Source organism: Leifsonia sp. 563, assembly GCF_040545055.1.
GTDB lineage: Bacteria > Actinomycetota > Actinomycetes > Actinomycetales > Microbacteriaceae > Leifsonia.
Window position 1 is genome coordinate 90614 of sequence record NZ_JBEPLE010000002.1, and the last position, 21936, is coordinate 112549.

The following is a 21936-nucleotide window of genomic DNA, read 5'->3' on the forward strand; positions in this document are numbered from 1 at the left end:
ATGGCGGTCGACGCGCACCTGCACCTGTGGGACCTGGAGCACGGGACCTACTCGTGGCTGTCCGACGCGGTCGCCCCGATCAACCGGACCTTCACGCTCGCCGAGGCGGAACCGCAGCTGCGGGAGGCCGGGGTGGACGGGGTCGTGCTCGTCCAGGCGGCGAGCACGATCGAGGACTCCGCGGCGATGTTCGCCGTCGCTGCCGAGTCGCCACTGGTCACCGGAGTGGTCGCGTGGGTCGATCTGCTCGACCCCGTCCGGGTCGGAGAGCAGCTCGACCACTGGGCGGAGGCGGGGCCGCTTGTGGGCATCCGGCACCTCATCCACGACGAACCCGACCCGGACTGGCTGGCGCAGGAGCCGGTGCGCCGGTCCCTCGGTGTGCTCGCCTCCCGCGGGCTGACGTTCGACGTGATCGGGGTGCTGCCGCGGCACCTGGAGCATGCGGTCGCGCTCGCCGACGAGCTGCCGGAGCTGCGGCTCGTCATCGACCACCTCGGAACCCCGCCGGTCGGCGCGGAGCCCGGTGACTGGGGGAGGCTGATGGACTCGCTTGCGCGCCGCCCGAATGTCTTCGCGAAGCTGTCCGGCCTGACGACCCTCGGGCCGGCCGGGCGCGCGTCGGCCGCCGACCTGCGTCCGTACGTCGATCGTGCGCTCGCCGCGTTCGGCCCGTCGCGCCTCCTCTACGGCGGGGACTGGCCGGTCTCGACCCTCGCGACGCCGTACGCCGAGACCATGGCCACCGCGCGCGCCCTCCTCGAGCCGCTGACCCCCGCCGAGCGCGACGAGGTGCTCGCCGGCACGGCGGCTCGCGCCTACCGCCTCCCCTGACCCGCGAGATTCGTGCCGAATGTGCGGAATGGGGCGCGCAAAGCGCACATTCGGCACGAATGTGCGCGTCCTGTCCCCATCGCTGCGTGTGAGATTTGCGCCAAATCGCGGTTCTGAGCGCCGTATTACCGCGATTTGGCGCAAATCGTGCGGGTGATCCGCCGCCGTCTGCGAGCACGGCGCGCGCTGACAAGCCCCGCGATTCGTGCCGAATGTGCGGAATGCGGCGCTCATAGCGCACATTCGGCACGAATGTGCGCGTCCTGTCCCCATCGCTGCGTGTGAGATTTGCGCTAAATCGGTGTTCTGAGCGCCGTATTACCGCGATTTGGCGCAAATCTCGCGAGGGGCGGTCAGGTGTCGGCGTCCTCGCGCGCGGGGGCGGGGGCGAGGGCGTTGCGGAGGGGTTGCAGGCGGGTGAGTTGGGTGACGTGGTGGGGGGCGAGCTCGGCGAGCGACTGGACTTGGAGGAGTTTCATGGTGCGGGCGAGTTGGTCGGTGAGGATCTGGATGGTGCGGTCGACGCCCGCCCGCCCGCCGGCCATGAGCCCGTAGAGGTAGGCGCGTCCGATGAGGGTGAACTTCGCGCCGAGGGCGTAGGCGGCGATGATGTCGGCGCCGTTCATGATGCCGGTGTCGATCGCGATCTCGGTGTGCTGCCCCACTTCCCGCGCGACCGTGGGGAGGAGGTGGAAGGGGATGGGGGCGCGGTCGAGTTGGCGGCCGCCGTGGTTGGAAAGCACGATCCCATCCACCCCGTGGTCGACCAGGGTGCGAGCGTCCTCGAGGGTTTGCACGCCTTTGATCACCAGTTTCCCGGGCCACATGTCCCGGATGATCTTCAGGTCGTCGTAGTTGATCGACGGGTCCATCGCCGCGTTCAGTAGGTCGCCGACGGTGCCGCCGGTGGAGGACAGCGACGCGAACTCCAACTTGGGGGTGGTGAGGAAGTCGTACCACCACCACGGCCTGGGGATCGCGTTCACGATGGTGCCGAGGGTGAGCTGGGGTGGGATGGAGAACCCGTTGCGTTTATCCCGCAACCGCGCCCCCGCGATCGGGGTGTCCACGGTGAAGAACAGGGTGTCGAACCCCGCCGCGGCCGCCCGCTCCACCAACCCGTAACTGATCTCGCGTTGCCGCATCACATACAACTGGAACCAATTCCGGCCGTGCGGGTTCGCCGCCTTCACCCCCTCGATCGAGGTGGTGCCCAGGGTGGACAGGGTGAACGGGATCCCCGCCGCCCCCGCAGCACCCGCCCCCGCGGTCTCGCCCTCGGTCTGCATCAACCTCGTGAACCCGGTCGGCGCGATCCCGAACGGCAACGCCGACGGCCCACCCCAGATCTGGCACGACGTATCCACCTGCGACACGTCCCGCAGGATCGAGGGATGGAACTCCACATCCTGAAACGCCTGACGAGCCCGCGCTAACGACAGCTCCCCCTCCGCCGCACCCTCCGTGTAATCGAACGCCGCCTTCGGCGTCCGCCGACGCGCGATCCGCGCCAGATCCTCGATGGTCAGCGCCGACTCCAGCCGCCGTTTCTTCCCATTCAGCTCCGGCCTGCGGAACTGCATCAACTCCAACAACTCCGCCGGACGAGGCAACTGACGATCGACCATCGGGCTACCTCCGCGGCCGCAGCGAGTACATCCCGCCGTCGACCGGCAGGATGACGCCGTTGCTCGACCCGGACGTCGGCGACGCGAGGTACGCGACCGCCTCCGCGACCTCCTGCGGCTGCACCAGGCGTCCGCTCGGCTGGCGTGCCTCGAGCGCCGCTCGCTCCGCATCCGGGTCGGTGGCGGAGTCGAGCAGGCGGCCGACCCACGGGGTGTCGGCGGTTCCGGGGGCGACGGCGTTGACGCGGATGCCCAGCGGCAGGCAGTCGGCGGCGATCGCCAGGGTCATGGCCGAGATGGCGCCCTTGGATGCGGAGTACAGGACCCGCTGTGGCAGGCCGGCCCAGGCGGCGATGGAGCTGGTGAGCACGACGGCGGGCGATGGCGACTCCTTGAGGTGCGGCATCGCGTGCCGGATGGTGCGGGCCGAGCCGATCACGTTGACGTTGAGCACGCGCATCCACTCGTCGTCGTCGTTCGCCTCGATGTCGCCCTGCGAGCCGATCCCGGCGTTCGCGATGACGACATCGAGCCGCCCGGCCTCGGCAACGACCGCGGCGATGGCCTCCCGCACGCTGGCGTCGTCGCCGATGTCGCAGCGGATGCCGGTGTGCGGGGCGCTCACGGCGTCCGGGTCGAGGTCGAGCGCGAACACGCGCGCTCCCTGGGCGGCCAGCTCGTCGGCGATCGCCCGGCCGAGCCCGGACGCACCGCCGGTGACGGCGGCCACCAGGCCATCGAAGTGCGACATCCTTGTCTCCTTGCAGTGAGGGTGGGTGATGGATGCGGTCAGAGCGCCGGCCGCACGGTCGAACGCTGCGCGCCCAGGCCGTCGACTTCGACCTCGACCTCGTCGCCGGCGGCGAGGTACGGGAAGCGACCGGAGAGGCCGACCCCCTCGGGGGTGCCCGTGTTGATGAGGTCGCCCGGTTCGAGCACGGTGAACCGGCTGAGCCGGTAGACGATCTCGGCGACGTTGAAGATGAGGTCGCTGGTGTTCGAGTCCTGGCGCGATTCGCCGTTGACGCGCGAACGGATGCCGAGTCCGCTGCCGTCGCCGACCTCGGCGGCGGGGACAAGCCACGGGCCCAGCGGGTTGAAGGTCTCGAAGCTCTTGCCCTTGCTCCACTGACCGAGGGAGCGCTGCAGCTGGTACTCGCGCTCGGACACATCGTTGGCGACCGCGAAGCCGGCGATGTGGTCGATGGCCTGCTCGGGGGAGTCGAGGTAGCGGGCGCGCTTGCCGATGACCACGGCGAGTTCGACCTCCCAGTCGGTGGTCGTGGACCCGGGCGGGAGCAGGATGTCGTCGTTCGGCCCGACGACGGTGTTGGGGTGCTTGTAGAAGACGACGATGTCGGTGGGCGGCTCGGAGCCGGACTCGCGGGCGTGCGCCGCGTAGTTCATGCCGATGCAGATGACGGCTTGGGGGCGGGCGATGGGGGCGCCGATGCGGAGTCCGGCCGGGTCGAGCTCCGGGAGGTCCCCCGCGCCTGCGGCGGCCTCGGCCCGCGTCAGGCCGTCGTCGGAGAGGAAGGCGCCGTCGATGTCGGCGGTGAGGGGGCGCAGGTCCCACGTGGTGGTTCCGTCGGTGACGACGGGGATCTCCGCTCCCGGCTCGCCGAGTCGCATGAATCGCATCGAGGGTCCTTTCGCTCGCCTTCCGGCATCGAGACTATTACTATTTCCTATAGGAATTCAAACTTCGGACGCAAAGGAGCACCGGGATGCGCGTCGCGCTTCACTCCATCATCCGCGACGGTCACGAAACGGCCTACGACGTTGCGCACTCCGCCATCCCGGACGACCTCGTCGCGTCGTTCGAACGGCTCGGAATCCACGACTGGCAGATCTGGCGCAGCGGACGCGACCTGTTCCACGTGGTCGACTGCGACGACTTCGCCGCGGCGATGCGCGCGCTGGACGACGACCCCGCCAATCAGCGCTGGCAGGAGTCGATCAACCGTCACGTCGACCACTTCGCCACGTCGGGCCCCGGCGCCGAGGGGATGGTGCTGCCGCAGGTGTGGAGTCTGGCGGCCCAGCGCGTCGATGCCTGAGGCCGTGCGTCTTCAGGCATCCACGAGCCGCAGACGATCGCGAAGGACCGCGAGCGCACCGCGCCGGTCGCCAGTGGCCCCCGCCTCGTGCCCGGCGCCCGGCCACTCGCGCAGCGTCACCGGGGCGGCGTAGGCCTCTGCTGCCGCGCGGGCGGTCTCCGGCGGGCAGATGTCGTCGTCGAGGCCGTCGCTGATCCATCCCGGTGCCGACGCGTGCCGGGCGGACGTGACTCCGTCCACGTACGCCAGCGTCCGCGCCACCGCATCGGCCCGGTCGGGATGCTCCGTCAGGTACGCGCGCAGCTCCAGCCACGGCCCGTTGCGCGCCAGCCGGATGCCCTGCGGTGCGTCCGTGAGGAAGGGCGCCTGCGCCAGAACGGCGGAGAGCTCGGGCCGGAGGGCTCCGACGCCGAGGGCGATCCCGCCGCCCTGGCTGTTCCCGATCGCCGCGATCCGGTCGCCGTCCACCTCGTCCAGCGAGCGCAGCGCGTCCACGGCGCGAGCCGCATCCACGAACACCCCACGGTAATAGGAGCGGTGCGGGTCCTCGATCCCGTCGAGCAGGTGCCCGGTGCTGCCGCCGCCCTGGCTGTGCGTGTTCATGACCAGCTGTGCGAAGCCCGCGACCGGCCACGTGAGGTCGTCGATCGGGTCGAGTCGTCCGGCGCCGTAGCCGTTGAAGTGCACGACGCCCGGGAGCCGTCCCTCGCGATGCCGCGGCAGCCGGAGCCATCCGCTCACCCGCCGCCCGTCCGCCCCCGCGAACGAGATGTCGAACACGTCGACCGCGGTGAGGCCCGTGTCCACCGGCTCCAACTGGACGGCGAGCGGATGCCGCGCGGCGTCGTCGAGAGCGCTCGCCCAATAGGCGTCGTAGTCGTCGGGGGTGGGGAGCGGGGCGGTCCCCAGGAGGGCGTCGGAGTCGGAGCCGGACATGCGGAGGGCCTTTCGGAGAGGGTGGGCCGGGAGGTGCTCCCGGCCCACCCGACGGATCAGCGGACGGAGTAGCGGAGGGCGTCGGCGCGCATCACCGCACCCGACTCCTTCACCGCCATGATGGTGTGCTTCCCGTTGCGGAGTCCCGAGACGCTGAACACCTTCTGCTGGGTGCGGCGGGTGTCGCTGTGGGTGTCGACCCGCTTCACCAGCTTGCCGTCCAGGTAGACGTCGACGATGCCCTGGTCGGGACCGGTCGGCGCGAGCCAGTCGACCCCGGTGCCGGTGAACGTGTACGACACCGAAGCTCCGGTCGCCGTCGTGGCGTGGACGTCATCGAGGTAGTCGCCGCGGAAGCCCACGTTGAGGGTCGTCGCCCCGACGGGCAGCGTCGCGAGGTACGACGGCTGCAGCGTGACGGTCGACCCGGACACGGTGTAGTCGGAGCCCTTCTTCAGCACCGTGCCGTTCGCCGTGATCCCGGTGAACTCGTCCGGGTCGCGCAGCACCGAGAAGGTCGCCGGCGCCGGTGCCTTCGTGTCGAACGACACGCTGGACGGGTCGATCAGGCTCGGCTGGATGACGTCGAGCCGGTCGAGCAGCATGAACTGCCCCGACTTCATCACCACCCGGAGCGTGTGCTTCCCGTCGGTGAGGTCGTTCGTCGTGAACACCGTCTGCTGCGCCGTGTGGGAGGCGCTCGGGATGTTGGCGCTGATCGTCTTCACGAACTGCCCGTCGATGTACACGTCCGCTTCACCCTCGGAGGAGTCGAGCTCGGTGAGGTACGAGATCCCGGTGCCGGTGAAGGTGTACGAGAACGAGTCGCTGCCGGGATGCTCCGCATAGTGCACGTCGTCCTGGTAGTCGCCGAAGTTGCGCCCGTTGCTGTACCCCCACTGACCGGAGTAGGCGATGCCGGGGTCGGTGTCGTTGATGCTCGTGGTGCGGGTCGGCCCGGTCGACGTCGGCGGCGCCGGCGTGCCGGTGTCGGTGACGTTGACGGTCAGCGGCTGCGAGGTCGCGGCGACTTCGGCACCCCCGTTGCGCGTCCAGTCGCCGCCGTACGAGAAGCCCTGGGCGTCGTCGTTGACCGTGACCGTCGCGCCCTTGTCGGGCGTGACCTTGAGCAGCCGGACGCCGTGGATCGGCACATCCGACGCTGTGAACGAGCCGTCAGCGCGGCCGATGTTCTTGCGCGCCCACAGGTCGCGGACCGTCGCCGACCCGGTCAGGCCGATGTCGGACCACTTCGCGGTGATGTCGGACTCGGCCCGGCCCAGGTTGAACAGCGCGACCGTGTAGCTGCCGTCCTTGTTCAACGCGTACCAGACCTGCTGCTTCGTCGTCGTCGAGACCGGACGTGCCGGGACGCCGGCCTGGTCGACGCCGACGACCTCCGGGTTGGTGAGCAGATCGACGCCCAGCTGGTCGAGCTTGGTGAGGTCGTTGCCGGTGTACATCGGCGCGGCGGAGACCGCCCACAGCGTGGTGGCGGTGCGGCGCTCGTCCGGGGTCAGGCCGTCCATCTTCCCGTTGCCGACGTCGAGCGAGTCGAAGTCGTTCCAGCCGCCCGGGCCGGCGTGACGCCACCAGTCCGCGGCGCGGGGGAAGAGACGTGCGATGTTGTCCCACTGGGTGAGCGCTTCGTTGCCGCAGTAGCACTCGACGTCCCACTCGACACGCCAGCCGTTCGCGTACTGCTTCCAGTAGTCGGCGTAGTTGATGTCGAGCGCCCAGGACAGCTCGAACCAGATGTTGTGCTTCTTGAGGGCCTTCGACCAGGCGGCGACGTCGTCACGCGCGTCCACCGAGCCGTCGCTGATGCCGGAGCCGGGGGTGACGCTGTCGAACTTGACGAAGTTCACGCCCCACGCGGCGAGCTGGTCTGCGATCGAGTCGATGTACTTCTGCGAGCACGGGTTCGAGAAGTCGATGGCGTAGCCGATCTTCCAGTAGTCCGCCTGCGTCAGCGGCTGCTTCGCGATGTCGTGCGTGGTGCATCCCGGTGCGCCGGCGATCGGGTACGCCTTGTTGTAGACGTCCGGTCCGATGCCGGGGATCAGGTAGACACCGAACTTCTGGTCGTTCGCGTGAACGTGGTCGATGACCTTCTTCAGCCCCTGCGGGTAGAGCGTCGCGCTGGGAGTCGGGCGCCCGTTGGCGTCGACGCCGTCGCTCCAGCCGGCGTCGACGTTGATGTAGTCGTAGCCGGCCTTCTGCAGCTTGGCGTGCATGGCATCCGACTGGGCGATGAGCTGGTCGGCGGTGATCCACTTCCCGTTGCCCGAGTAGACCTGCATGCTGTAGCTGCTCCACCCCATGTAGGGCGTGACCGCCCACGGGTCCACGGCGGCGGTAGCGGGAGGGATGGGGGTCGGCACCCCGGGCGTCGTCGACGTCGGAGCGCCCGTCGGAGTCTCCTTCTTCGGACTCTCAGTGGATGTGGGGGTCGGTGTGCCCGTCGCGGTCGGCGACGCGGTGGGCGCCGGCGTCCCGGTCGGTGTCGTGGATGGTGTGGCTGTCGCCGTCGGTTCCGGCGTCGGCGTCGCGCCGGCAGGGGCGGCGGCGGCGGCCACGATCCCCAGGGCCGCGACCGTCACGACCAGAGCACGCAGGCTCCGTCGTGCACGCGTCATGCGTGTCATGCGTTCTTCCTCTCTGAAGAGCCCCGCGCGCGTCGGTGCGCGAGGGGTGTTCGGTGCGGTGGGCCGTCTGGGTCAGACCGGCGTCCGGTGGCTCAGGCCAGCCGGACGAGGTCGAAGAGCATCGCCTGTTGCGGGTTGAGGGTGGGCAGGGGGACGCCGGCATCGGCGAGGACCGAGCCGGGGAGGTCGACGCCGCCCGGCTCGAGGGCGGCGGTGATCCAGGACGGATCGGCTCCCTGGTGCCGGCTTGCCGGACCGAACTCGTCGCGGACGCGCACCGTGTAGCGGGCATCGGGGTCGAGCCCGGGGAATCGGACCCGGCCGGACTGGCCGGGAGCCGAGGTCACGAGCCGCGCCCAGGTGTAGAGCGCTCGCGACCCGTCCTGGGCGACGATCCCGGTGAGCGCGGTCGCGTCGTCCGCCAGGTCGGCGTTGACGATTCGGCCGGAGTGGATCAGTCCCCGGAGCTCGCGATAGACCTCTGCCCAGCGGGCGATCCGGTCCAGCTCGTCGTCGTCCGCCTCCTGAAGGTCCCACTCGATGCCGGCGTGGGCGGTGAGGGCGACGATCAGCCGGAACGACAGGTCCGTCCGGCGGGACGTGGTGTGCGACCGCTCGGCGCCGAGGTGCGAGCCGATGAGTTCCGGCGGGAGGAGCATGCGCGTCCAGCGCTCGATCTGCAGGCGCTCGACGGGGTCGTTGCAGTCGGAGGCCCAGACGCGGTCGGTCCGTTCCAGGATGCCGAGATCGACCCGGCCGCCGCCTCCCGAGCAGGTCTCGATCTCGAGGCGCGGGTGGCGGGCACGGAGGGTGTCGAGCATCCGGTAGAGCGCGAGCGTCTGCTCGTGGACGGCCGGCCGGTCGACACCGGGCGAACCGCTGACGGCTTCGGACAGATCGCGGTTGTGGTCCCACTTGATGTAGTCGACGGCGTACTCCTCGATGATCGCGCTGATCTGCTCGAGGACATGGGCGTACGCGTCGGGGCGGGTCAGGTCGAGCACGTACTGCGCTCGGGAGGTCGCGCCGAGCCCCTGGCGCGGGCCGAGCACCCAGTCGGGATGCTCCCGCGCGAGGTTGGAGTCGAGGTTCACCATCTCGGGTTCGAACCAGATCCCGAACTGCATGCCGTGCGACCGGACCAGGTCGACGAGCGGCCCGAGGCCGTCCGGCCACACGGTGCGGTCGACGAACCAGTCGCCGAGCCCGGCGTCGGCGGCGCGGCGGCCGTGGAACCAGCCGTCGTCGAGGACGACGCGCTCGACGCCGACCCGGGCCGCACGATCCACCAGAGCGGTCAGGTGGGCGAGGTCGTGGTCGAAGTAGACGGCCTCCCACGAGTTCAGGGTGAGCGGACGCGGGGACCGTGGATGCGACGGCCGCGCGCGCAGCCGGCGGTGGAGCCGATCTGCCAGGCCGTCCAGGCCGTTCGCCGACCACACGAACAGAGCTGTGGGAGCGGTGTACCGGTCGCCGTCGGCGAGCACGATCTCACCGGGCCGCAGCCCCTCCCCGACACCCAGGACCGACGAGAACGCACCGGCCCCCTCCGTCAGCCGCTCGACGACGTACTCGCCGTCGCCGCTCCACGCGAGATGCGTGGCCCAGGCCTCGCCGCGGCCGAAGCCGAGGTCCTCCGTGCCGGCGACGACCAGGAACGGCGCATCGTGGCCGGGCTTGCCCCTGCGTGCGCGGCGCACGTGGCTGCCGTAGAACAGCGGGCCGCGCTGCGGGGCACGCTCGCGGCACCACTTGCCGGTGAAGTCGAGGATGTCCACCGCGCGCTCCGGGACGGGAAGCATCACACGCAGGGCGTCGAGGGTGTACGGGATGCCCGCATCGCCCAGGGCGGCATCCCGGACCAGAGTCGTGTCCACCGAGAGCACGCCGAAGCGGTCGAGCGCCAGGGTCATCGTCGTCCGCAGGGCGGTGATCTCGTCGACCAGCTCGATCTCGATCGTCCCGCCCTGGTCGTCGTCCGTCCGGTACCGCACGGCCACTGTCCGCGGGCGCGGTGTGGTGGCGGTTCCAGAGGCGTGACCCTCCTGCGCCGGTGTCCCCGCCCATCCCTCGAACTCGGTCGGCAGCAGGCTGAAGGTGCGCGGGACGTCGGGTGAGTTGTTGAGCAGAGCCGGTCCGGCGGTCGCCCGCAACGCCTCGGCGCCGGCGTCGTCGATGGGGCCGAGATCCGCGCCCCAGTGCAGCACGCGAGGCACTCGACCCGCCGCATCGATGACGAGTGACGTGCCTGCGGCTCGCAGGCTCAGAACGGCGCCGTAGCCGTCGAGCATGAAGGGCTCCTCGGAGGTTTCCGGTTACTTGACAGTGTCAATTAACCATGCCTAGTGTGTCGAGTGCAACCCCGAGAAGGAAGACCGATGACGATCTCCACCGATACTCTCCAGCTCGCCTGGAGCCGTCCCGCCGACCAGTGGGAGGAGGCCATCCCCATCGGCGACGGCTCCCTCGGTGCGATGGTCTTCGGCGGGTCCGAGGGCCGCTACCAGGTCAACGACGCGACCGTGTGGTCCGGTACTCCGGAGACGGCAGCGGAGGAGCTGCGTCGCGTTCTCGCAAGAGGCGCGGGGCCGGAGCGTCTTCACGAAGTGCGCGAGGCGCTCGCCGCGGGCGACCTCGATCGCGCGGAGGAACTGCTGCTCACCTTCGAGGGGCGCTACAGCCAGGAGTTCCTCCCTTTCGTGGACCTCACGGTCGGACTGCCGGGCGCAACGCCGGTCGACGGCGAACCCGCGCGCGTGCTGGATCTCGACCGCGGGATCGTCGAGGAGGCGCTGCAGGTCGGGGGAGCGCGCGTCGAGCGGGTGTCGCGCATTGCGTCCCGAACCCTCCTGGTCTCCCTCCGTTCCACCGAGCCGCTCCCTGAGGTGCGCATCTCGCTTCGCACGCCGCTCCGCGAGCTCGCGCGCACCTCGGCGGACGGGATGCTGACACTCGATCTCGCTGTTCCGATCGACGGAGCGCCCCTCCACGAACAGTCCGTCGTCCCTCCGTTGCGCTACGCGGAGCAGGACGACGCAGACTACGACGGCTTCGCCACCGCGACCCTCGCGGTGCGGAGCGACGGCACGACGGAGTCCGCCGATGGCGACCTCATCGTGCGTCATGCCCGTCGGCTGTCGATCGCCCTCTCGTCGTCGACCCGCGCTGAGTCGTGGTGGGCCGGCGCGGACGACGAGTGGCGGACCGTCTCCCGTGAGACGATCCGGGACCGCGCCGGTGCCCGTGCCCTCAGCGCCATCGCCGAGGACGCGGGCGCGCAGGACGACGCATCGCGTCGTCCTGCGCCGGCGCGGTTCGCGATCGGCGGGCGGCGCGAGGGCCGGTGGGATGTCGAGGCCGACATCCTGCGGGGCGGCGACGACGGGCTGCGGGCGACGGTTGCGGCCGAGTACGGACGCTACCTGCTCACGTCGTCGTCGCGTCCAGGCGGACCGGCGGCGAACCTCCAAGGCATCTGGAACGGCGAGCTCCGTCCGGCCTGGTCGTCGAACTACACGATCAACATCAACACCGAGATGAACTACTGGGCGGCTGGACCGCTCGGGGTGATCGACCATGCCGAGCCCCTGATCTCGCTCGTCGAGCGTCTGGCCGCAAACGGTCGTGACGTCGCGCGCGAGCTCTACGGCTGCCGCGGCTGGGTCGCCCACCACAACAGCGACCTCTGGGGCTGGGCACTTCCCGTCGGCATGGGTCATGGCGCGCCGAGCTGGGCGATCTGGATGATGGGCGGCGTGTGGCTCACCCACTCGCTCTGGGATCACTACGAGTTCAGCGCGGACGACGCGCTGCTGCGCGAGCGGATCTGGCCGCTGCTGCGCGGCGCGGCGGAGTTCTGCCTCGACTGGCTCCAGGTCGGGCCGGACGGCCGCGCATACCTCGCTCCGTCGACCTCGCCGGAGAACTCCTACCGGGACGCCGACGGGAGCCCGCGCTCCCTGGGCCTCACGGCGACGATGGACCTCGAACTCATCCGCTCCCTCTTCCAGCGCTGCCTGGACACGCTCGACGTGCTCGGCGAAGGCGACCCACTCCGGCGGGAGCTGGAGGCGGCGCTCGCCGTCATCCCGGAGCCGCCGATCGGCAGCGACGGGAGGCTGCAGGAATGGTCCGAGGAGGTGGCCGATCACGAGCCCGGGCACCGGCACATGTCTCCGATGGTCGGCCTCTACCCGCTCGACCTCATCACGCCCGAGGGCACCCCGGAGCTCGCGAACGCGGCTCGCCGGTTCCTCGACGAGCGGGGGCCGGGTGCGATGGGGTGGTCCTGGGCGTGGAAGATCGCCCTCCGCGCGCGACTCGGGGACGGCGACGGCGCCCACGAGCTCCTGCAGCAGGCTCTGACGCCGTACGACGGCGACGCCCGCCGGCACGGGCCGGTCGACGGCTCGGAATGGGGCGGACTCCTCCCCAACCTGTTCAGCACGCATCCCCCGTTCCAGATCGACGGCAACCTCGGGTTCCCGGCGGGCATCGTCGAGCTGCTCCTGCAGAGTCACGGGGGAGTCATCCATCTGCTGCCAGCGCTGCCCGACGCGTGGCCCGACGGGCGGGTCACGGGGCTCGGCGCCCGCGGGGCGCTCCGCGTCGACCTCGAGTGGACGGGAGGGCGGCTGACGACGGCCGTCATCCGCAACCCCCACGACGCGCCGCGCACCGTCCGTCTCCGGTATGACGGCACCGAAGTCGTCGTCCGGCTGGAGGCCGGAGGCGAGCACGTCCTCCAGGGCGAGCCCCGGCTCCCCGTCTCCACTCCGTAAGGTGGAAGCACCCCGACCGGAGAGAGCACCCCATGAACGACGAGCTGCGAGCGCGGACAGCGCTGCTCGGATCGTCATCGGAGGCGGCGACCCGTGTCTTCACCACCATCCTCACCCGCAGCCCGATCAGCCGGATCGACGTAGCCCGGCTCACCGGCCTGTCGCAGGCCGCGGTCACCAAGGCGGTGACGCCACTGCTGGCCGCCGGTCTCGTCGACGATTCGCTCGGCGTCACGCCCACCGGCTTGCCGGGCCGGCCCGCGAACCCGGTCGCGGTGGTCCCGGACTCCGTCATCGCGCTCGGGATCAAGGTGAACGTCGATGAGCTCATCGGCGTGGCGACCGATCTGACCACGAGGATCATCGCCTCCGATCGCGTGGAGCTGGCGTCGCACGATCCGGTCGCGGTGGTGGACGCCATCGTCCGGATGTGCGCCCGCCTGCAGGAGCCGCTCGGCGACCTCCGGTCGAGCGTCGCCTCCATCGGCGTCTCGGTCTCGGGCGACGTGGACACGGCGACCGGCGTCGTCCGCGACTCGGCCATCATGGGCTGGCACGGTGTGGAGCTCGCCGCCGCGCTGCGCGAGCACCTCGACGCCGAGATCGTGGTCGACAACGACGTGCGAGCGCTGACGATCGGCGAGCACTGGTTCGGCGTCGGGCTCGGTACGAGCTCGTTCGCCATCGTGACGATCGGCCGCGGCATCGGCAGCGGACTCCACCTGAACGGCGAGGTCGTGGAGGGCGCTTACGGGGTCGCGGGCGAGATCGGCCACCTGCCGCTGACGTCGCCCGACCGGGTCTGCGCGTGCGGGCGCCGCGGCTGCGTCGAGGCGGTCGCCGCGACCAGCGCGATCGTCGCGACGGTCTCCGCGGCCCACGGCCGGCCCGTCACAGTCGAGGAGGCCGTCGCGCTGGCGCACGCGGGGGATCGGGCGGCCGTCGAAGCGTTCGGCGAGGCCGGTGCCGTCATCGGACTGGCGATCGCCAGCCTGGTCAACATGGTCGGACCGGAGCTCGTCATCATCGGCGGCGAGGGCGTCGTCGAGTTCGGGCTCTTCGAGGAGCGTCTTCGCGCTGCCTATGCCGAGCACGTGTTCGGGTCGGCCGGTCAGTGCCGCATCGTCGTGCGACCGCACACTTTCGAGGACTGGGCGCGTGGCGCGGCCGCCTCGGCCATCCGCTCCCTCGTCGTGTGACGCGCCTCAGTCCGCGGTCTGCTGGGGCGAGACGGTGATGGATTCGCGGAGCGCGGCCACCGCAGCGCCGCGGGCCCAATCGGTGAAGGTGTGGCGGCGGACGACCAGGCGGCAGTTGGCAGCAGCGCCGAACGCGTGCGCAAGGAACTCCTCGCGGAACCGGCGCTCGTAGAGGTCGTAGTCCATGACGCCCTCGCCGGCGATCACCACCACTTCGGGCCCGAATAGGTTCACAGTGGCGGCCACCGCGGCGCCGATGGCCGTGCCCGCCCGCTCGAAGGCGTCGACGGCTGCGGGGTCGCCCTCGTGTGCGAGACGGATGACGTCCGCCAGGGTGAGGTCCGGCTCCCCTCTTTCCAGGCTCACCGCGTCGCGGATGGCCCGGGATGAGGCAACGGCCTCGACGCACCCGCGGCGGCCGCACACGCACAGGGCGTCGGACGATGCGAGCGGGAGGTGCCCGATCTCGCCCGCGACGCCGTGAGCGCCGACGACCACGTCGTCGTTCACGTAGATGCCGCATCCGATGCCCGCACCGATCGTGATGATGGCGAACGACTCCGCGTCCCTTCCCGCTCCGAACCACTGCTCGGACTTCGCGAGGGCCCTCACGTCGTTCTCGACGGTGATGGGCAGCGGGAGCTGCTCCGCGAGGCGGCTGCCCAGCGGGAAATGACTCCAGCCGAGCAGGGGGGAGTCGCGGACGAGCCCGGTCGTGCTGTCGATGTCGCCCGACACCGAGACGCCGACGCCGGTGAGGTTCGCGGCCGTGTCGCCGAGCTGCGCGATGAGCGACGTCACCGATGTCACGATGGCGGCGACCGTGCTCTCCGGGTCGTGGCTCTTGAGCCGGCGACGGGTGGAGCCGAGCACCTCGTTGCCCAGGCTGACGGTCACGGCGAAGATCTCGTCCGCGTTCACCTTGACCCCGATCGCGATCATCGACCGCGAGACGACGCTGAGGGGACGGACGGGGCGGCCGGGGAAGGAGTGCTCGGCGTGCTCGCCCACGGTCACGTAGCCGCCTTCGATCAGCGGATTGACCGTCTTCGTCACCTTCGCCTGCGACAGCCCCGTGAGGCGGCCGATATCGAGCCGGCTGACCGGTCCGTGCGTGATGATGCGCGTGAAGATCTCGGCCGACCGGGGAGTCCCCAGTTCCGGCCGCCGACGGGTGCCCACGTCATCGAGTGGCATGTCGAGAGAGTACCCCATCGTGTCGCTTTCTTTCTTTCGTGTTCGAATGCGCGGCGTCCACGATTCGCACGAATACGGGAGGATCGCGGGTTCGCGCAGCGGAGTGCGCCTGCTGTCAGGATAGATTATTGACAACGGTAATGAAATAGGTTTTGCTGTATCCAGTCCGGGCGGACCGAGCGTCCATCCGGCTCGATCTGTTCAGGAGTCTTCGATGACGAAGCGGCAACACCGTTGGCACGCGGCGGTGCGCGGATGACCAGCGCCCCGCCCATGACGACCACCACCACCCGGCAACCGGCTCGGACCACTCCGCCGCCGAAAGCCCGCGTGACGACCCGGCGCAGGACCCTCCGTCAGCGCTGGCGCATCGCGCTCCGACGGCACTGGCAGCTGTACCTGCTGACGGTGCTGCCCCTCGCCTACTTCGCGATCTTCAAGTACGTGCCGATCTCCAACGCGATCATCGCGTTCAAGGACTACAGCCCGGTGCTGGGCGTGTGGGGGAGTCCCTGGAACGACTTCGCGAACTTCCAGGCGATGCTGCAGAACCCGCAGTTCCCCACCCTCGTCTCCAACACCCTGATCCTCTCCGGATACGCGGTGCTGGCGAGCTTCCCCATCCCGATCATCCTGGCGCTCGCGCTCAACGAGGTGCGTCACCGGTGGTTCCAGAAGACCGTACAGATGGTCACGTACGCCCCGTACTTCATCTCCACGGTGGTCGTCGTGTCGATGCTCATCCTGATCATGGCCCCGCGACTGGGCGTCATCAGCCAGGTCTTCGGGTTCTTCGGCGTGCCGTCCCCCGACCTCCTGGGCAACCCCGACTACTTCCGCAACATCTACGTCTGGTCGGACGTGTGGCAGACCGCGGGCTACTCCGCCGTCATCTACATGGCGGCGCTGTCCGGCATCGACCCGTCGCTCTACGAGGCCGCGCGGATGGACGGCGCGTCCCGGCTGCGAAAGATCTGGCACGTCGACATCCCCGGGATCATGCCGACGGCCATGATCGTGCTCATCCTGAGCGTCGGGAACATCATGGCGATCGGCTTCGAGAAGGTCTACCTGCTGCAGAACCCGCTCAACCTGGGGCAGTCGGAGATCATCGCCACCTACGTCTACAAGCTGGGCATCCTCAACGCCGACTTCGGGACGGCGACCGCCGTCGGCCTCTTCAATTCCGTCGTGAACCTCGTGCTCCTGCTGGTCGTCAACTGGGTGGCACGCCGAGTGAGTGGGAGCGGACTGTGGTGACCATCGATCTTCCGGCCGAGCGCGCGCGGCAGAAGGCGCGTGCGAAGCGCATCAAGAAGCCCCGCCGCATCAAGGAGTCGCCGGGCGACCGCGCGCTGCTCGTCGTCATCTACCTCGGGCTCACGCTGGCGGTCCTCGTCGTCCTCCTGCCCCTGCTGTTCATCCTCGCCAGCTCCTTCTCCTCGCCGCATGCGGTGACGGCGGGCCAGGTCTTCCTCTGGCCGGTGGACTTCACGCTCAAGGGGTACCAGACGGTCCTGGCGGACCCGCAGGTGCTGATGGGCTACGCCAACTCGCTGTTCTACATGGTCGCAGGCACCCTGATCAGCACCACCCTCACGGTCTGCATCGCGTGGCCGCTGTCGCGCCCGTCGTTCATGGGCCGCAACGTGATCATGTCGCTGCTGCTGTTCACCATGCTGTTCAGCGGCGGACTGATCCCGACCTACATGGTCGTGCAGAATCTCGGCCTCCTCGACACGCGTTGGGCGCTCCTGCTGCCGCAGGCGGTCGCGGTGTGGCAGGTCATCATCGCGCGGACGTTCTTCCGCTCGGCGATCCCCGAAGAGCTCGTCGAGGCCGCCTCCCTCGACGGTGCGAGCGACTTCCGGTTCCTGTGGACCGTCGTGCTCCCGCTCTCGAAGCCGCTGATCGCCGTCATCGCGCTCATGTACGCGATCGGCCAGTGGAACGGCTACTTCGACGCGCTCCTCTATCTGAAGAGCTCCGACCTGTTCCCGCTCCAACTCGTCCTGCGTAACATCCTGGTCCTCAACGCGACCAACGGAGGCGTGAGCGACCTGGCGGCTCAGGCGCAGAACCAGGAGCTCGTGAACCTCCTCAAGTACGCCCTCATCGTGATCACGAGCGTCCCGGTGCTGATCATCTATCCGTTCGTCGCCCGGTACTTCAACAAAGGCGTGCTCATCGGCTCGGTCAAAGGCTGAGCCGGCCGATCGAGCATCATCTCCCACCACACACGGCACCATCCACATCACTGACACACCCGAAGTTCCAAAGGAGGAACGCACCATGTTCTCGAAGACTGATCGACGACCCCGCCGGGTCCGGTCGCGGGCGCTCGTCGCCGCGGTGGGCGGCACCGCCGCGCTGCTGGCCCTCTCCGCCTGCACCCCCGCGAGCGGGTCGGGTGCCGACGACAAGATCGGTGGGACGGCGCACCTGAGCGTATTCGCCCAGCAGGGCACCGGACAGGATCTGGCCACCAACGCCTTCACCAAGGAGGTGGAGAAGAAGTTCAACATCAAGTTCTCCTGGCAGACCACGACGCAGGACTCGTCGGTGGCGCCGGAGAAGCGTCAGATCCTGATGGCGAGCGGCGACTACCCCGACGCGTTCCTCCTCATCCCCTGGGTGGACCAGTTCAACCAGGTCGACGTCGAGAAGCTGGCGAAGCAGGGCGTCGCGCTGCCGCTCAACGACCTGATCAAGCAGTACGCCCCCGACATCCAGAAGGCGCTCGACAGCAACCCGGACTACAAGGCGATGGCGACCTCGCCCGACGGCAAGATCTACGGCCTGCCGCAGCTGGCCGAGACGCTGCACATCCAGTACCCGTCGAAGCTCTGGATGAACACGGAGTGGCTGAAGAAGCTCGGCCTCCAGATGCCCAAGACCACCGACGAGATGACGAAGGTGCTCGAGGCGTTCAAGAACGACGACCCGAACGGCAATGGTCAGAAGGACGAGATCCCGCTCAGCGGCGACTCGCACGACACCCTGATCCCGTTCTTCATGAACGCGTTCATCTACGACCCGCAGAACCCGGACAAGGGCATCCAGTCGACGACCGTCCTCAACAAGGGCAAGGTCGACATCCAGGCGAACAAGGACGGCTGGCGCGAGGGCCTGAAGTACATCAAGTCGCTGTGGGATGCGGGTCTGATCGACAAGGGCGCGTTCACGCAGAACCCCGCGGCGCTCGCCCAGGAGGGCAACAACGAGGGTCCGGTGCTGCTCGGAAGTGCGAGCGGGCTGCACCCGTACATCTTCGTCAGCCCCGGCGCGAAGGATGGCCGCGACAAGCAGTACGACGCCGTCCCGCCGCTCACCGGTCCGGACGGAGCGGACTACGCCACGTACGCCTTCGGCAGCACGCCGGGTGCGACGTTCATGCTCACGAACAAGGCGTCGAAGAACGACCAGGTGGCCGCGATCAAGCTCGTGAACTACCTGTTCACCGAGAAGGGCCAGCTCGACGGCAACTTCGGCCCGGAGGGCAAGGGCTGGGACAAGGCGCCCGCGGGCTCCGAGGCGCTCAACCCGGACGTGAAGGCGCAGTTCGTCAACCTGCAGCTGCCTCAGGATGAGGCGAACGCCGTCCAGTGGGGCGCGCTGTCCACCTACAACCAGAACGCTGCGTTCCGTGAGTCGCAGGCCGTGCCGACGGATATCTACGACACGTCCGGGTACGAGCGCCGCCTGTTCGAGGCGACGCAGCTCTACCAGGGCCACGAGGACAAGAGCCAGATCTACCCGAGCTGGAAGGTGTGGCCGGATCCCGCGAAGGCGACGCAGGTGGCCACGCAGCAGACGAACATCGACAACTACGTGACTCAGAACGCCCTGGCCTTCATCACGGGTTCGAAGAGCCTCGACAGCGACTGGGACTCCTACGTGAAGGGCTTCGACGGGCTCGGGCTGAAGGACTACCTCAGCACGCTGCAGAAGGCGTACGACGCGTCGAAGAAGTAGTGCCGCGGACGCCGGCGGGGATGTCCCCGCCGGCGTCCGTCACACGCCGAGCAGGCGTTCCGTCTCGTCCCACAGCCGCCGCTGCCACTCCGGGTCTCCACCCGGGTGCGCCGGCGTCAACGGCTTCGCACTCCGCACCGAGTAGTACCCGCCGGTTGTGCCCGCGAACGCGGGATCGGTGGCCAGCCGGACGATCAATCCCGCGCCTCTGGCGGGGTCGCCGACACGCAGCAGGCGCAACACGCGCTCGAGCGGTGCGGCGAAGCGCAGCTCCCGTCCCAGACCGGTCACGTTGAAGCCCGGGTCGAGGCAGTTCGCGGTGACGCCGGTGTCCTCGATCCGCCGGGCGAGCTCCCGGGTGAACATGATGTCGAGGAGCTTCGTCTTTCCGTAGACGACGGAGGATCCCCGCGCGGTGAACGGAGTCGTGTCGGTCAGATCCTCGGGCAGCGCGAGCGTGCCGTGCCGACGGGAGGCTTCGGAGGCGACGTTCACGATCCGCGCGCCCGGCGTCCGCGTGAGCACGGGCAGCAGCTCCCGCGTGAGCAGCCACGGCGCGAGGTAGTTCACGGCGACCATCTCGGGGAAGCCATCGGCGGTCACCCGCTGTTCGAACGCGTGGATGCCGGCGTTGTTCACGAGGACGTCGACCTGCTCGTAGGCGGCGGCGATCTCCCGCCCGACCCGGCGGACGTCGTCCAGGCGGGTGAGGTCGGCCGAGAACACGCGGACCTCCGCGCCCGGGTGGACCTCGTCGATCGCGGCGCGCGTGGCATCGGCGCGGCGGGCATCCCGAGCGGTGATCGCCAGTCGGGCGCCCTGGCGGGCCAGCTCGATGGCGGCGAGCCGCCCGAGGCCGCTGGTGGCGCCGGTGATGACGATGGTCGGTGGATGCGCGGACGAGCCGGATAAAGTGGGCATTTCCACACCATAAAGAATTGATGGGGAAATGTCCACTAACTCGCAGACGGGCGCGGACCGCCGGGCAGCCGAGCTCGCCCTCGGCGTCGAGCTGAACGCCCTGCTCAGCGCATCCCGTGCCCTCACCGAGCGCAGCGCCGCGGTCTTCCACCCGGGCGTCCAGCCGGCCGCCTTCCATGTGGCCCGCTGGCTGTATGCCTACGGCCCGGCGAACCCGAGCGCCGTGGCCGACGCGGTCGCGATGGACCGCAGCTCCACCAGCGCCCTCATCCGCCAGCTGAAGGCCGCCGGCCTCGTCGAGAGCACCCCCGACCCGACCGACGGCCGGGCCGTGCGGGTATCGCTGACGCCCGCCGGCGCCGAGCGGGTGCGCGAGGCGCTCGACCTGCGCGGAACCGCCTTCTTCGAGCGCACCGCCGACTGGTCGGTCGCCGACCTCCGCACGCTCGCGCGCCTCCTGCACGAGCTGACAGGGCCGCGCGACGACGCGAACGGATCGTCTCCGACGGAATAGCACGCCCCGCCCCACGGTTTCGCCGAATGTGACGATCACCGGGATGCGCGCCCCCGCCACACTGGACGAGCTGCTCTCCACGCTCGAGTGGCACGTGGATGCGTCGCGCCGCGAAGCGTTCGACCGCGGGATCCGGATCCGGTTGGAGGGCCCGACCTTCGTCTACGTCGTCGACGGATCCGTGCGTGTGCGCTCCACCGGACCGCAGGCGATGTCGTTCGCCTACGGCGCGGGCGACGTGGTCTTCCTGCCCGGTCGGCACGACTCCGAGCTGAGCGCCGACGGTCGCGGCGAGGTCGTCGTCACCGCGCTCCGGCCGACGGCCGGATTCCACGCCCTCGATCTGCTGCCCGACCATCTCGGCGTCCATCGGCTCGCCGACCTCGACCCCGGTGTCGCGCTGCTCGCCTCCCGGATGGGCTGCCAGACCGCGGTCCGTCGCGCCGGCGACCGCGTGATCTGCGGCCGGATGGCGACCACGATCATCTCCGTCGCGATCCGCGCCTGGGCCGAGGGCGATTGCGCGCCCGACAACTGGCCCGTCGCCGTGGAGGATCCCTTCCTCAGCCGCGTGCTCGACGCCATGCACACGAACCCAGGGCACCCGTGGACGCTGCGCGACCTCGCCGCTGTCGGCGCGATGTCGCGGACCACGTTCGCCGAGCGCTTCCGGGAGCAGGTCGGTCAGTCGCCGGCGAGCTACCTCGCGCAGGTGCGCATGGAGGCGGCCATGACCTACCTCTCGCAGGACGGCCTCACCGTGAGCGAGACCGCCCGCCTCCTCGGCTACGAGTCGGACGCGGGCTTCAGCCGCGCGTTCCGCCGCCACACCGGGGCGGTCCCGTCCGTGTGGCGGCAGCGCGCGAGCTGAACGCGGCGGGTGGCGGTGGATGGGCCGCCGCGCTAGTGTCGCCTCATGCAGACGCCCCGCCCGGGTGCACCTCGGCGCCTCCACGTTCCGCTCGTCGTCCTCCTCCTCGTCGGCGCTCTCGCGACGGTTGTGGGCGAAGGGTGGTTCCTGACCGCGAAGGCCGCGGTCGCGAACAGTACGCAACGGTCGAATTCCCTGCCGACTCTCCCGGTGCACGTCTACGCGCAGTACACCCAGCACCTGCCCGCGATCGACACCTCCGGTCTCTGGACCGGCCTGCTGATCGCCGGGCTGGGAATCACAGCGCTCCTGGCGGCCGCGGCCGTCGCGATCAGACGGTCATCCGTCCGCTGATCGGGCCTGGGCCGAGTG

Annotated in this window: 18 protein-coding genes; 10 read left to right on the forward strand and 8 right to left on the reverse strand. The window is 69.7% G+C overall.

What is annotated here, in order from left to right; translation table 11 throughout:
* Window positions 1-834, forward strand: a complete 834-nt coding sequence (locus ABIC47_RS07465) for an amidohydrolase family protein (RefSeq protein WP_354478913.1) — start codon at window positions 1-3, stop codon at window positions 832-834.
* A gap of 353 nt (window positions 835-1187) precedes the next feature.
* On the opposite strand, the gene ABIC47_RS07470 is transcribed toward ABIC47_RS07465, so the two are convergent.
* From ABIC47_RS07470 to ABIC47_RS07480, 3 genes are read right to left on the reverse strand one after another with little or no spacing between them, the layout of a single operon-like run.
* The gene (locus ABIC47_RS07470; RefSeq protein ID WP_354478916.1) at window positions 1188-2462 is read right to left on the reverse strand and encodes an alpha-hydroxy acid oxidase; all 1275 of its coding nucleotides are present in this window, start codon (window positions 2460-2462) and stop codon (window positions 1188-1190) included.
* Window positions 2463-2466: 4 nt separating this feature from the next.
* The gene (locus tag ABIC47_RS07475; protein ID WP_354478919.1) at window positions 2467-3213 is read right to left on the reverse strand and encodes an SDR family NAD(P)-dependent oxidoreductase; all 747 of its coding nucleotides are present in this window, start codon (window positions 3211-3213) and stop codon (window positions 2467-2469) included.
* Window positions 3214-3251: 38 nt separating this feature from the next.
* The gene (locus ABIC47_RS07480; RefSeq protein ID WP_354478922.1) at window positions 3252-4103 is read right to left on the reverse strand and encodes a fumarylacetoacetate hydrolase family protein; all 852 of its coding nucleotides are present in this window, start codon (window positions 4101-4103) and stop codon (window positions 3252-3254) included.
* 86 nt (window positions 4104-4189) lie between these two features.
* Here ABIC47_RS07480 and ABIC47_RS07485 point away from each other — a divergent pair, with 86 nt between their 5' ends.
* Window positions 4190-4522: an L-rhamnose mutarotase gene (locus tag ABIC47_RS07485; RefSeq protein WP_354478925.1), complete on the forward strand. Its 333-nt coding sequence runs from the start codon at window positions 4190-4192 to the stop codon at window positions 4520-4522.
* A gap of 12 nt (window positions 4523-4534) precedes the next feature.
* Here ABIC47_RS07485 and ABIC47_RS07490 read toward each other — a convergent pair whose 3' ends face one another.
* The 3 genes from ABIC47_RS07490 to ABIC47_RS07500 form a co-directional block, all read right to left on the reverse strand.
* Entirely contained in the window at window positions 4535-5458 is a 924-nt protein-coding gene (locus ABIC47_RS07490; protein WP_354478928.1) for an acetylxylan esterase, read from the reverse strand.
* A 56-nt stretch (window positions 5459-5514) separates the two neighbouring features.
* Window positions 5515-8106: a X2-like carbohydrate binding domain-containing protein gene (locus ABIC47_RS07495; RefSeq protein ID WP_354478932.1), complete on the reverse strand. Its 2592-nt coding sequence runs from the start codon at window positions 8104-8106 to the stop codon at window positions 5515-5517.
* 92 nt (window positions 8107-8198) lie between these two features.
* Window positions 8199-10397, reverse strand: coding sequence for an alpha-galactosidase (locus tag ABIC47_RS07500; protein WP_354478935.1), 2199 nt, complete (start codon window positions 10395-10397; stop codon window positions 8199-8201).
* An 87-nt stretch (window positions 10398-10484) separates the two neighbouring features.
* On the opposite strand from ABIC47_RS07500, the gene ABIC47_RS07505 reads away from it, so the two are divergent.
* Together ABIC47_RS07505 and ABIC47_RS07510 are read left to right on the forward strand one after the other, a co-directional pair.
* Window positions 10485-12887, forward strand: a complete 2403-nt coding sequence (locus ABIC47_RS07505; protein WP_354478938.1) for a glycosyl hydrolase family 95 catalytic domain-containing protein — start codon at window positions 10485-10487, stop codon at window positions 12885-12887.
* A gap of 32 nt (window positions 12888-12919) precedes the next feature.
* The gene (locus ABIC47_RS07510; RefSeq protein WP_354478941.1) at window positions 12920-14086 is read left to right on the forward strand and encodes an ROK family protein; all 1167 of its coding nucleotides are present in this window, start codon (window positions 12920-12922) and stop codon (window positions 14084-14086) included.
* A 6-nt stretch (window positions 14087-14092) separates the two neighbouring features.
* On the opposite strand, the gene ABIC47_RS07515 is transcribed toward ABIC47_RS07510, so the two are convergent.
* On the reverse strand, window positions 14093-15283 hold the full coding sequence (locus ABIC47_RS07515; RefSeq protein WP_354478944.1) for an ROK family protein: 1191 nt from the start codon (window positions 15281-15283) through the stop codon (window positions 14093-14095).
* A gap of 273 nt (window positions 15284-15556) precedes the next feature.
* Between ABIC47_RS07515 and ABIC47_RS07520 the strand changes: the two genes are divergently transcribed.
* The 3 genes from ABIC47_RS07520 to ABIC47_RS07530 all read left to right on the forward strand — a co-directional run bounded on the left by ABIC47_RS07520 (window position 15557) and on the right by ABIC47_RS07530 (window position 19258).
* Window positions 15557-16543, forward strand: coding sequence for an ABC transporter permease (locus ABIC47_RS07520; RefSeq protein ID WP_354478947.1), 987 nt, complete (start codon window positions 15557-15559; stop codon window positions 16541-16543).
* Window positions 16537-17490: a carbohydrate ABC transporter permease gene (locus ABIC47_RS07525; RefSeq protein ID WP_020075679.1), complete on the forward strand. Its 954-nt coding sequence runs from the start codon at window positions 16537-16539 to the stop codon at window positions 17488-17490. The genes ABIC47_RS07520 and ABIC47_RS07525 overlap by 7 nt, the downstream gene beginning before the upstream one ends.
* A gap of 85 nt (window positions 17491-17575) precedes the next feature.
* Window positions 17576-19258: a type 2 periplasmic-binding domain-containing protein gene (locus ABIC47_RS07530; RefSeq protein WP_018189718.1), complete on the forward strand. Its 1683-nt coding sequence runs from the start codon at window positions 17576-17578 to the stop codon at window positions 19256-19258.
* A 39-nt stretch (window positions 19259-19297) separates the two neighbouring features.
* Here the strand turns inward: ABIC47_RS07530 and ABIC47_RS07535 are convergent, their stop codons facing one another.
* Window positions 19298-20179: an SDR family NAD(P)-dependent oxidoreductase gene (locus tag ABIC47_RS07535; RefSeq protein ID WP_354478951.1), complete on the reverse strand. Its 882-nt coding sequence runs from the start codon at window positions 20177-20179 to the stop codon at window positions 19298-19300.
* A 28-nt stretch (window positions 20180-20207) separates the two neighbouring features.
* On the opposite strand from ABIC47_RS07535, the gene ABIC47_RS07540 reads away from it, so the two are divergent.
* The 3 genes from ABIC47_RS07540 to ABIC47_RS07550 are packed head-to-tail and all read left to right on the forward strand — an operon-like array spanning window position 20208 to window position 21918.
* Window positions 20208-20693 (forward strand): MarR family winged helix-turn-helix transcriptional regulator, encoded by a 486-nt coding sequence (locus tag ABIC47_RS07540; RefSeq protein ID WP_354478954.1) that lies wholly within the window; start codon window positions 20208-20210, stop codon window positions 20691-20693.
* A gap of 43 nt (window positions 20694-20736) precedes the next feature.
* Window positions 20737-21564: an AraC family transcriptional regulator gene (locus ABIC47_RS07545; RefSeq protein WP_354478957.1), complete on the forward strand. Its 828-nt coding sequence runs from the start codon at window positions 20737-20739 to the stop codon at window positions 21562-21564.
* 45 nt (window positions 21565-21609) lie between these two features.
* A complete protein-coding gene (locus tag ABIC47_RS07550) occupies window positions 21610-21918 on the forward strand; it encodes a hypothetical protein (RefSeq protein ID WP_354478960.1) in 309 nt (102 codons plus the stop codon).
* The last annotated feature ends 18 nt before the right edge of the window (window positions 21919-21936 follow it).

What these genes read in the sequence shown, in the direction of transcription:
- ABIC47_RS07465 (WP_354478913.1), top strand. Translation starts at nt 1, where the DNA reads ATGGCGGTCGACGCGCACCTGCACCTGTGGGACCTGGAGCACGGGACC.
- ABIC47_RS07470 (WP_354478916.1), bottom strand. Translation starts at nt 2,462, where the DNA reads ATGGTCGATCGTCAGTTGCCTCGTCCGGCGGAGTTGTTGGAGTTGATG.
- ABIC47_RS07475 (WP_354478919.1), bottom strand. Translation starts at nt 3,213, where the DNA reads ATGTCGCACTTCGATGGCCTGGTGGCCGCCGTCACCGGCGGTGCGTCC.
- ABIC47_RS07480 (WP_354478922.1), bottom strand. Translation starts at nt 4,103, where the DNA reads ATGCGATTCATGCGACTCGGCGAGCCGGGAGCGGAGATCCCCGTCGTC.
- ABIC47_RS07485 (WP_354478925.1), top strand. Translation starts at nt 4,190, where the DNA reads ATGCGCGTCGCGCTTCACTCCATCATCCGCGACGGTCACGAAACGGCC.
- ABIC47_RS07490 (WP_354478928.1), bottom strand. Translation starts at nt 5,458, where the DNA reads ATGTCCGGCTCCGACTCCGACGCCCTCCTGGGGACCGCCCCGCTCCCC.
- ABIC47_RS07495 (WP_354478932.1), bottom strand. Translation starts at nt 8,106, where the DNA reads ATGACACGCATGACGCGTGCACGACGGAGCCTGCGTGCTCTGGTCGTG.
- ABIC47_RS07500 (WP_354478935.1), bottom strand. Translation starts at nt 10,397, where the DNA reads ATGCTCGACGGCTACGGCGCCGTTCTGAGCCTGCGAGCCGCAGGCACG.
- ABIC47_RS07505 (WP_354478938.1), top strand. Translation starts at nt 10,485, where the DNA reads ATGACGATCTCCACCGATACTCTCCAGCTCGCCTGGAGCCGTCCCGCC.
- ABIC47_RS07510 (WP_354478941.1), top strand. Translation starts at nt 12,920, where the DNA reads ATGAACGACGAGCTGCGAGCGCGGACAGCGCTGCTCGGATCGTCATCG.
- ABIC47_RS07515 (WP_354478944.1), bottom strand. Translation starts at nt 15,283, where the DNA reads ATGCCACTCGATGACGTGGGCACCCGTCGGCGGCCGGAACTGGGGACT.
- ABIC47_RS07520 (WP_354478947.1), top strand. Translation starts at nt 15,557, where the DNA reads ATGACGACCACCACCACCCGGCAACCGGCTCGGACCACTCCGCCGCCG.
- ABIC47_RS07530 (WP_018189718.1), top strand. Translation starts at nt 17,576, where the DNA reads ATGTTCTCGAAGACTGATCGACGACCCCGCCGGGTCCGGTCGCGGGCG.
- ABIC47_RS07535 (WP_354478951.1), bottom strand. Translation starts at nt 20,179, where the DNA reads ATGCCCACTTTATCCGGCTCGTCCGCGCATCCACCGACCATCGTCATC.
- ABIC47_RS07540 (WP_354478954.1), top strand. Translation starts at nt 20,208, where the DNA reads ATGTCCACTAACTCGCAGACGGGCGCGGACCGCCGGGCAGCCGAGCTC.
- ABIC47_RS07545 (WP_354478957.1), top strand. Translation starts at nt 20,737, where the DNA reads ATGCGCGCCCCCGCCACACTGGACGAGCTGCTCTCCACGCTCGAGTGG.
- ABIC47_RS07550 (WP_354478960.1), top strand. Translation starts at nt 21,610, where the DNA reads ATGCAGACGCCCCGCCCGGGTGCACCTCGGCGCCTCCACGTTCCGCTC.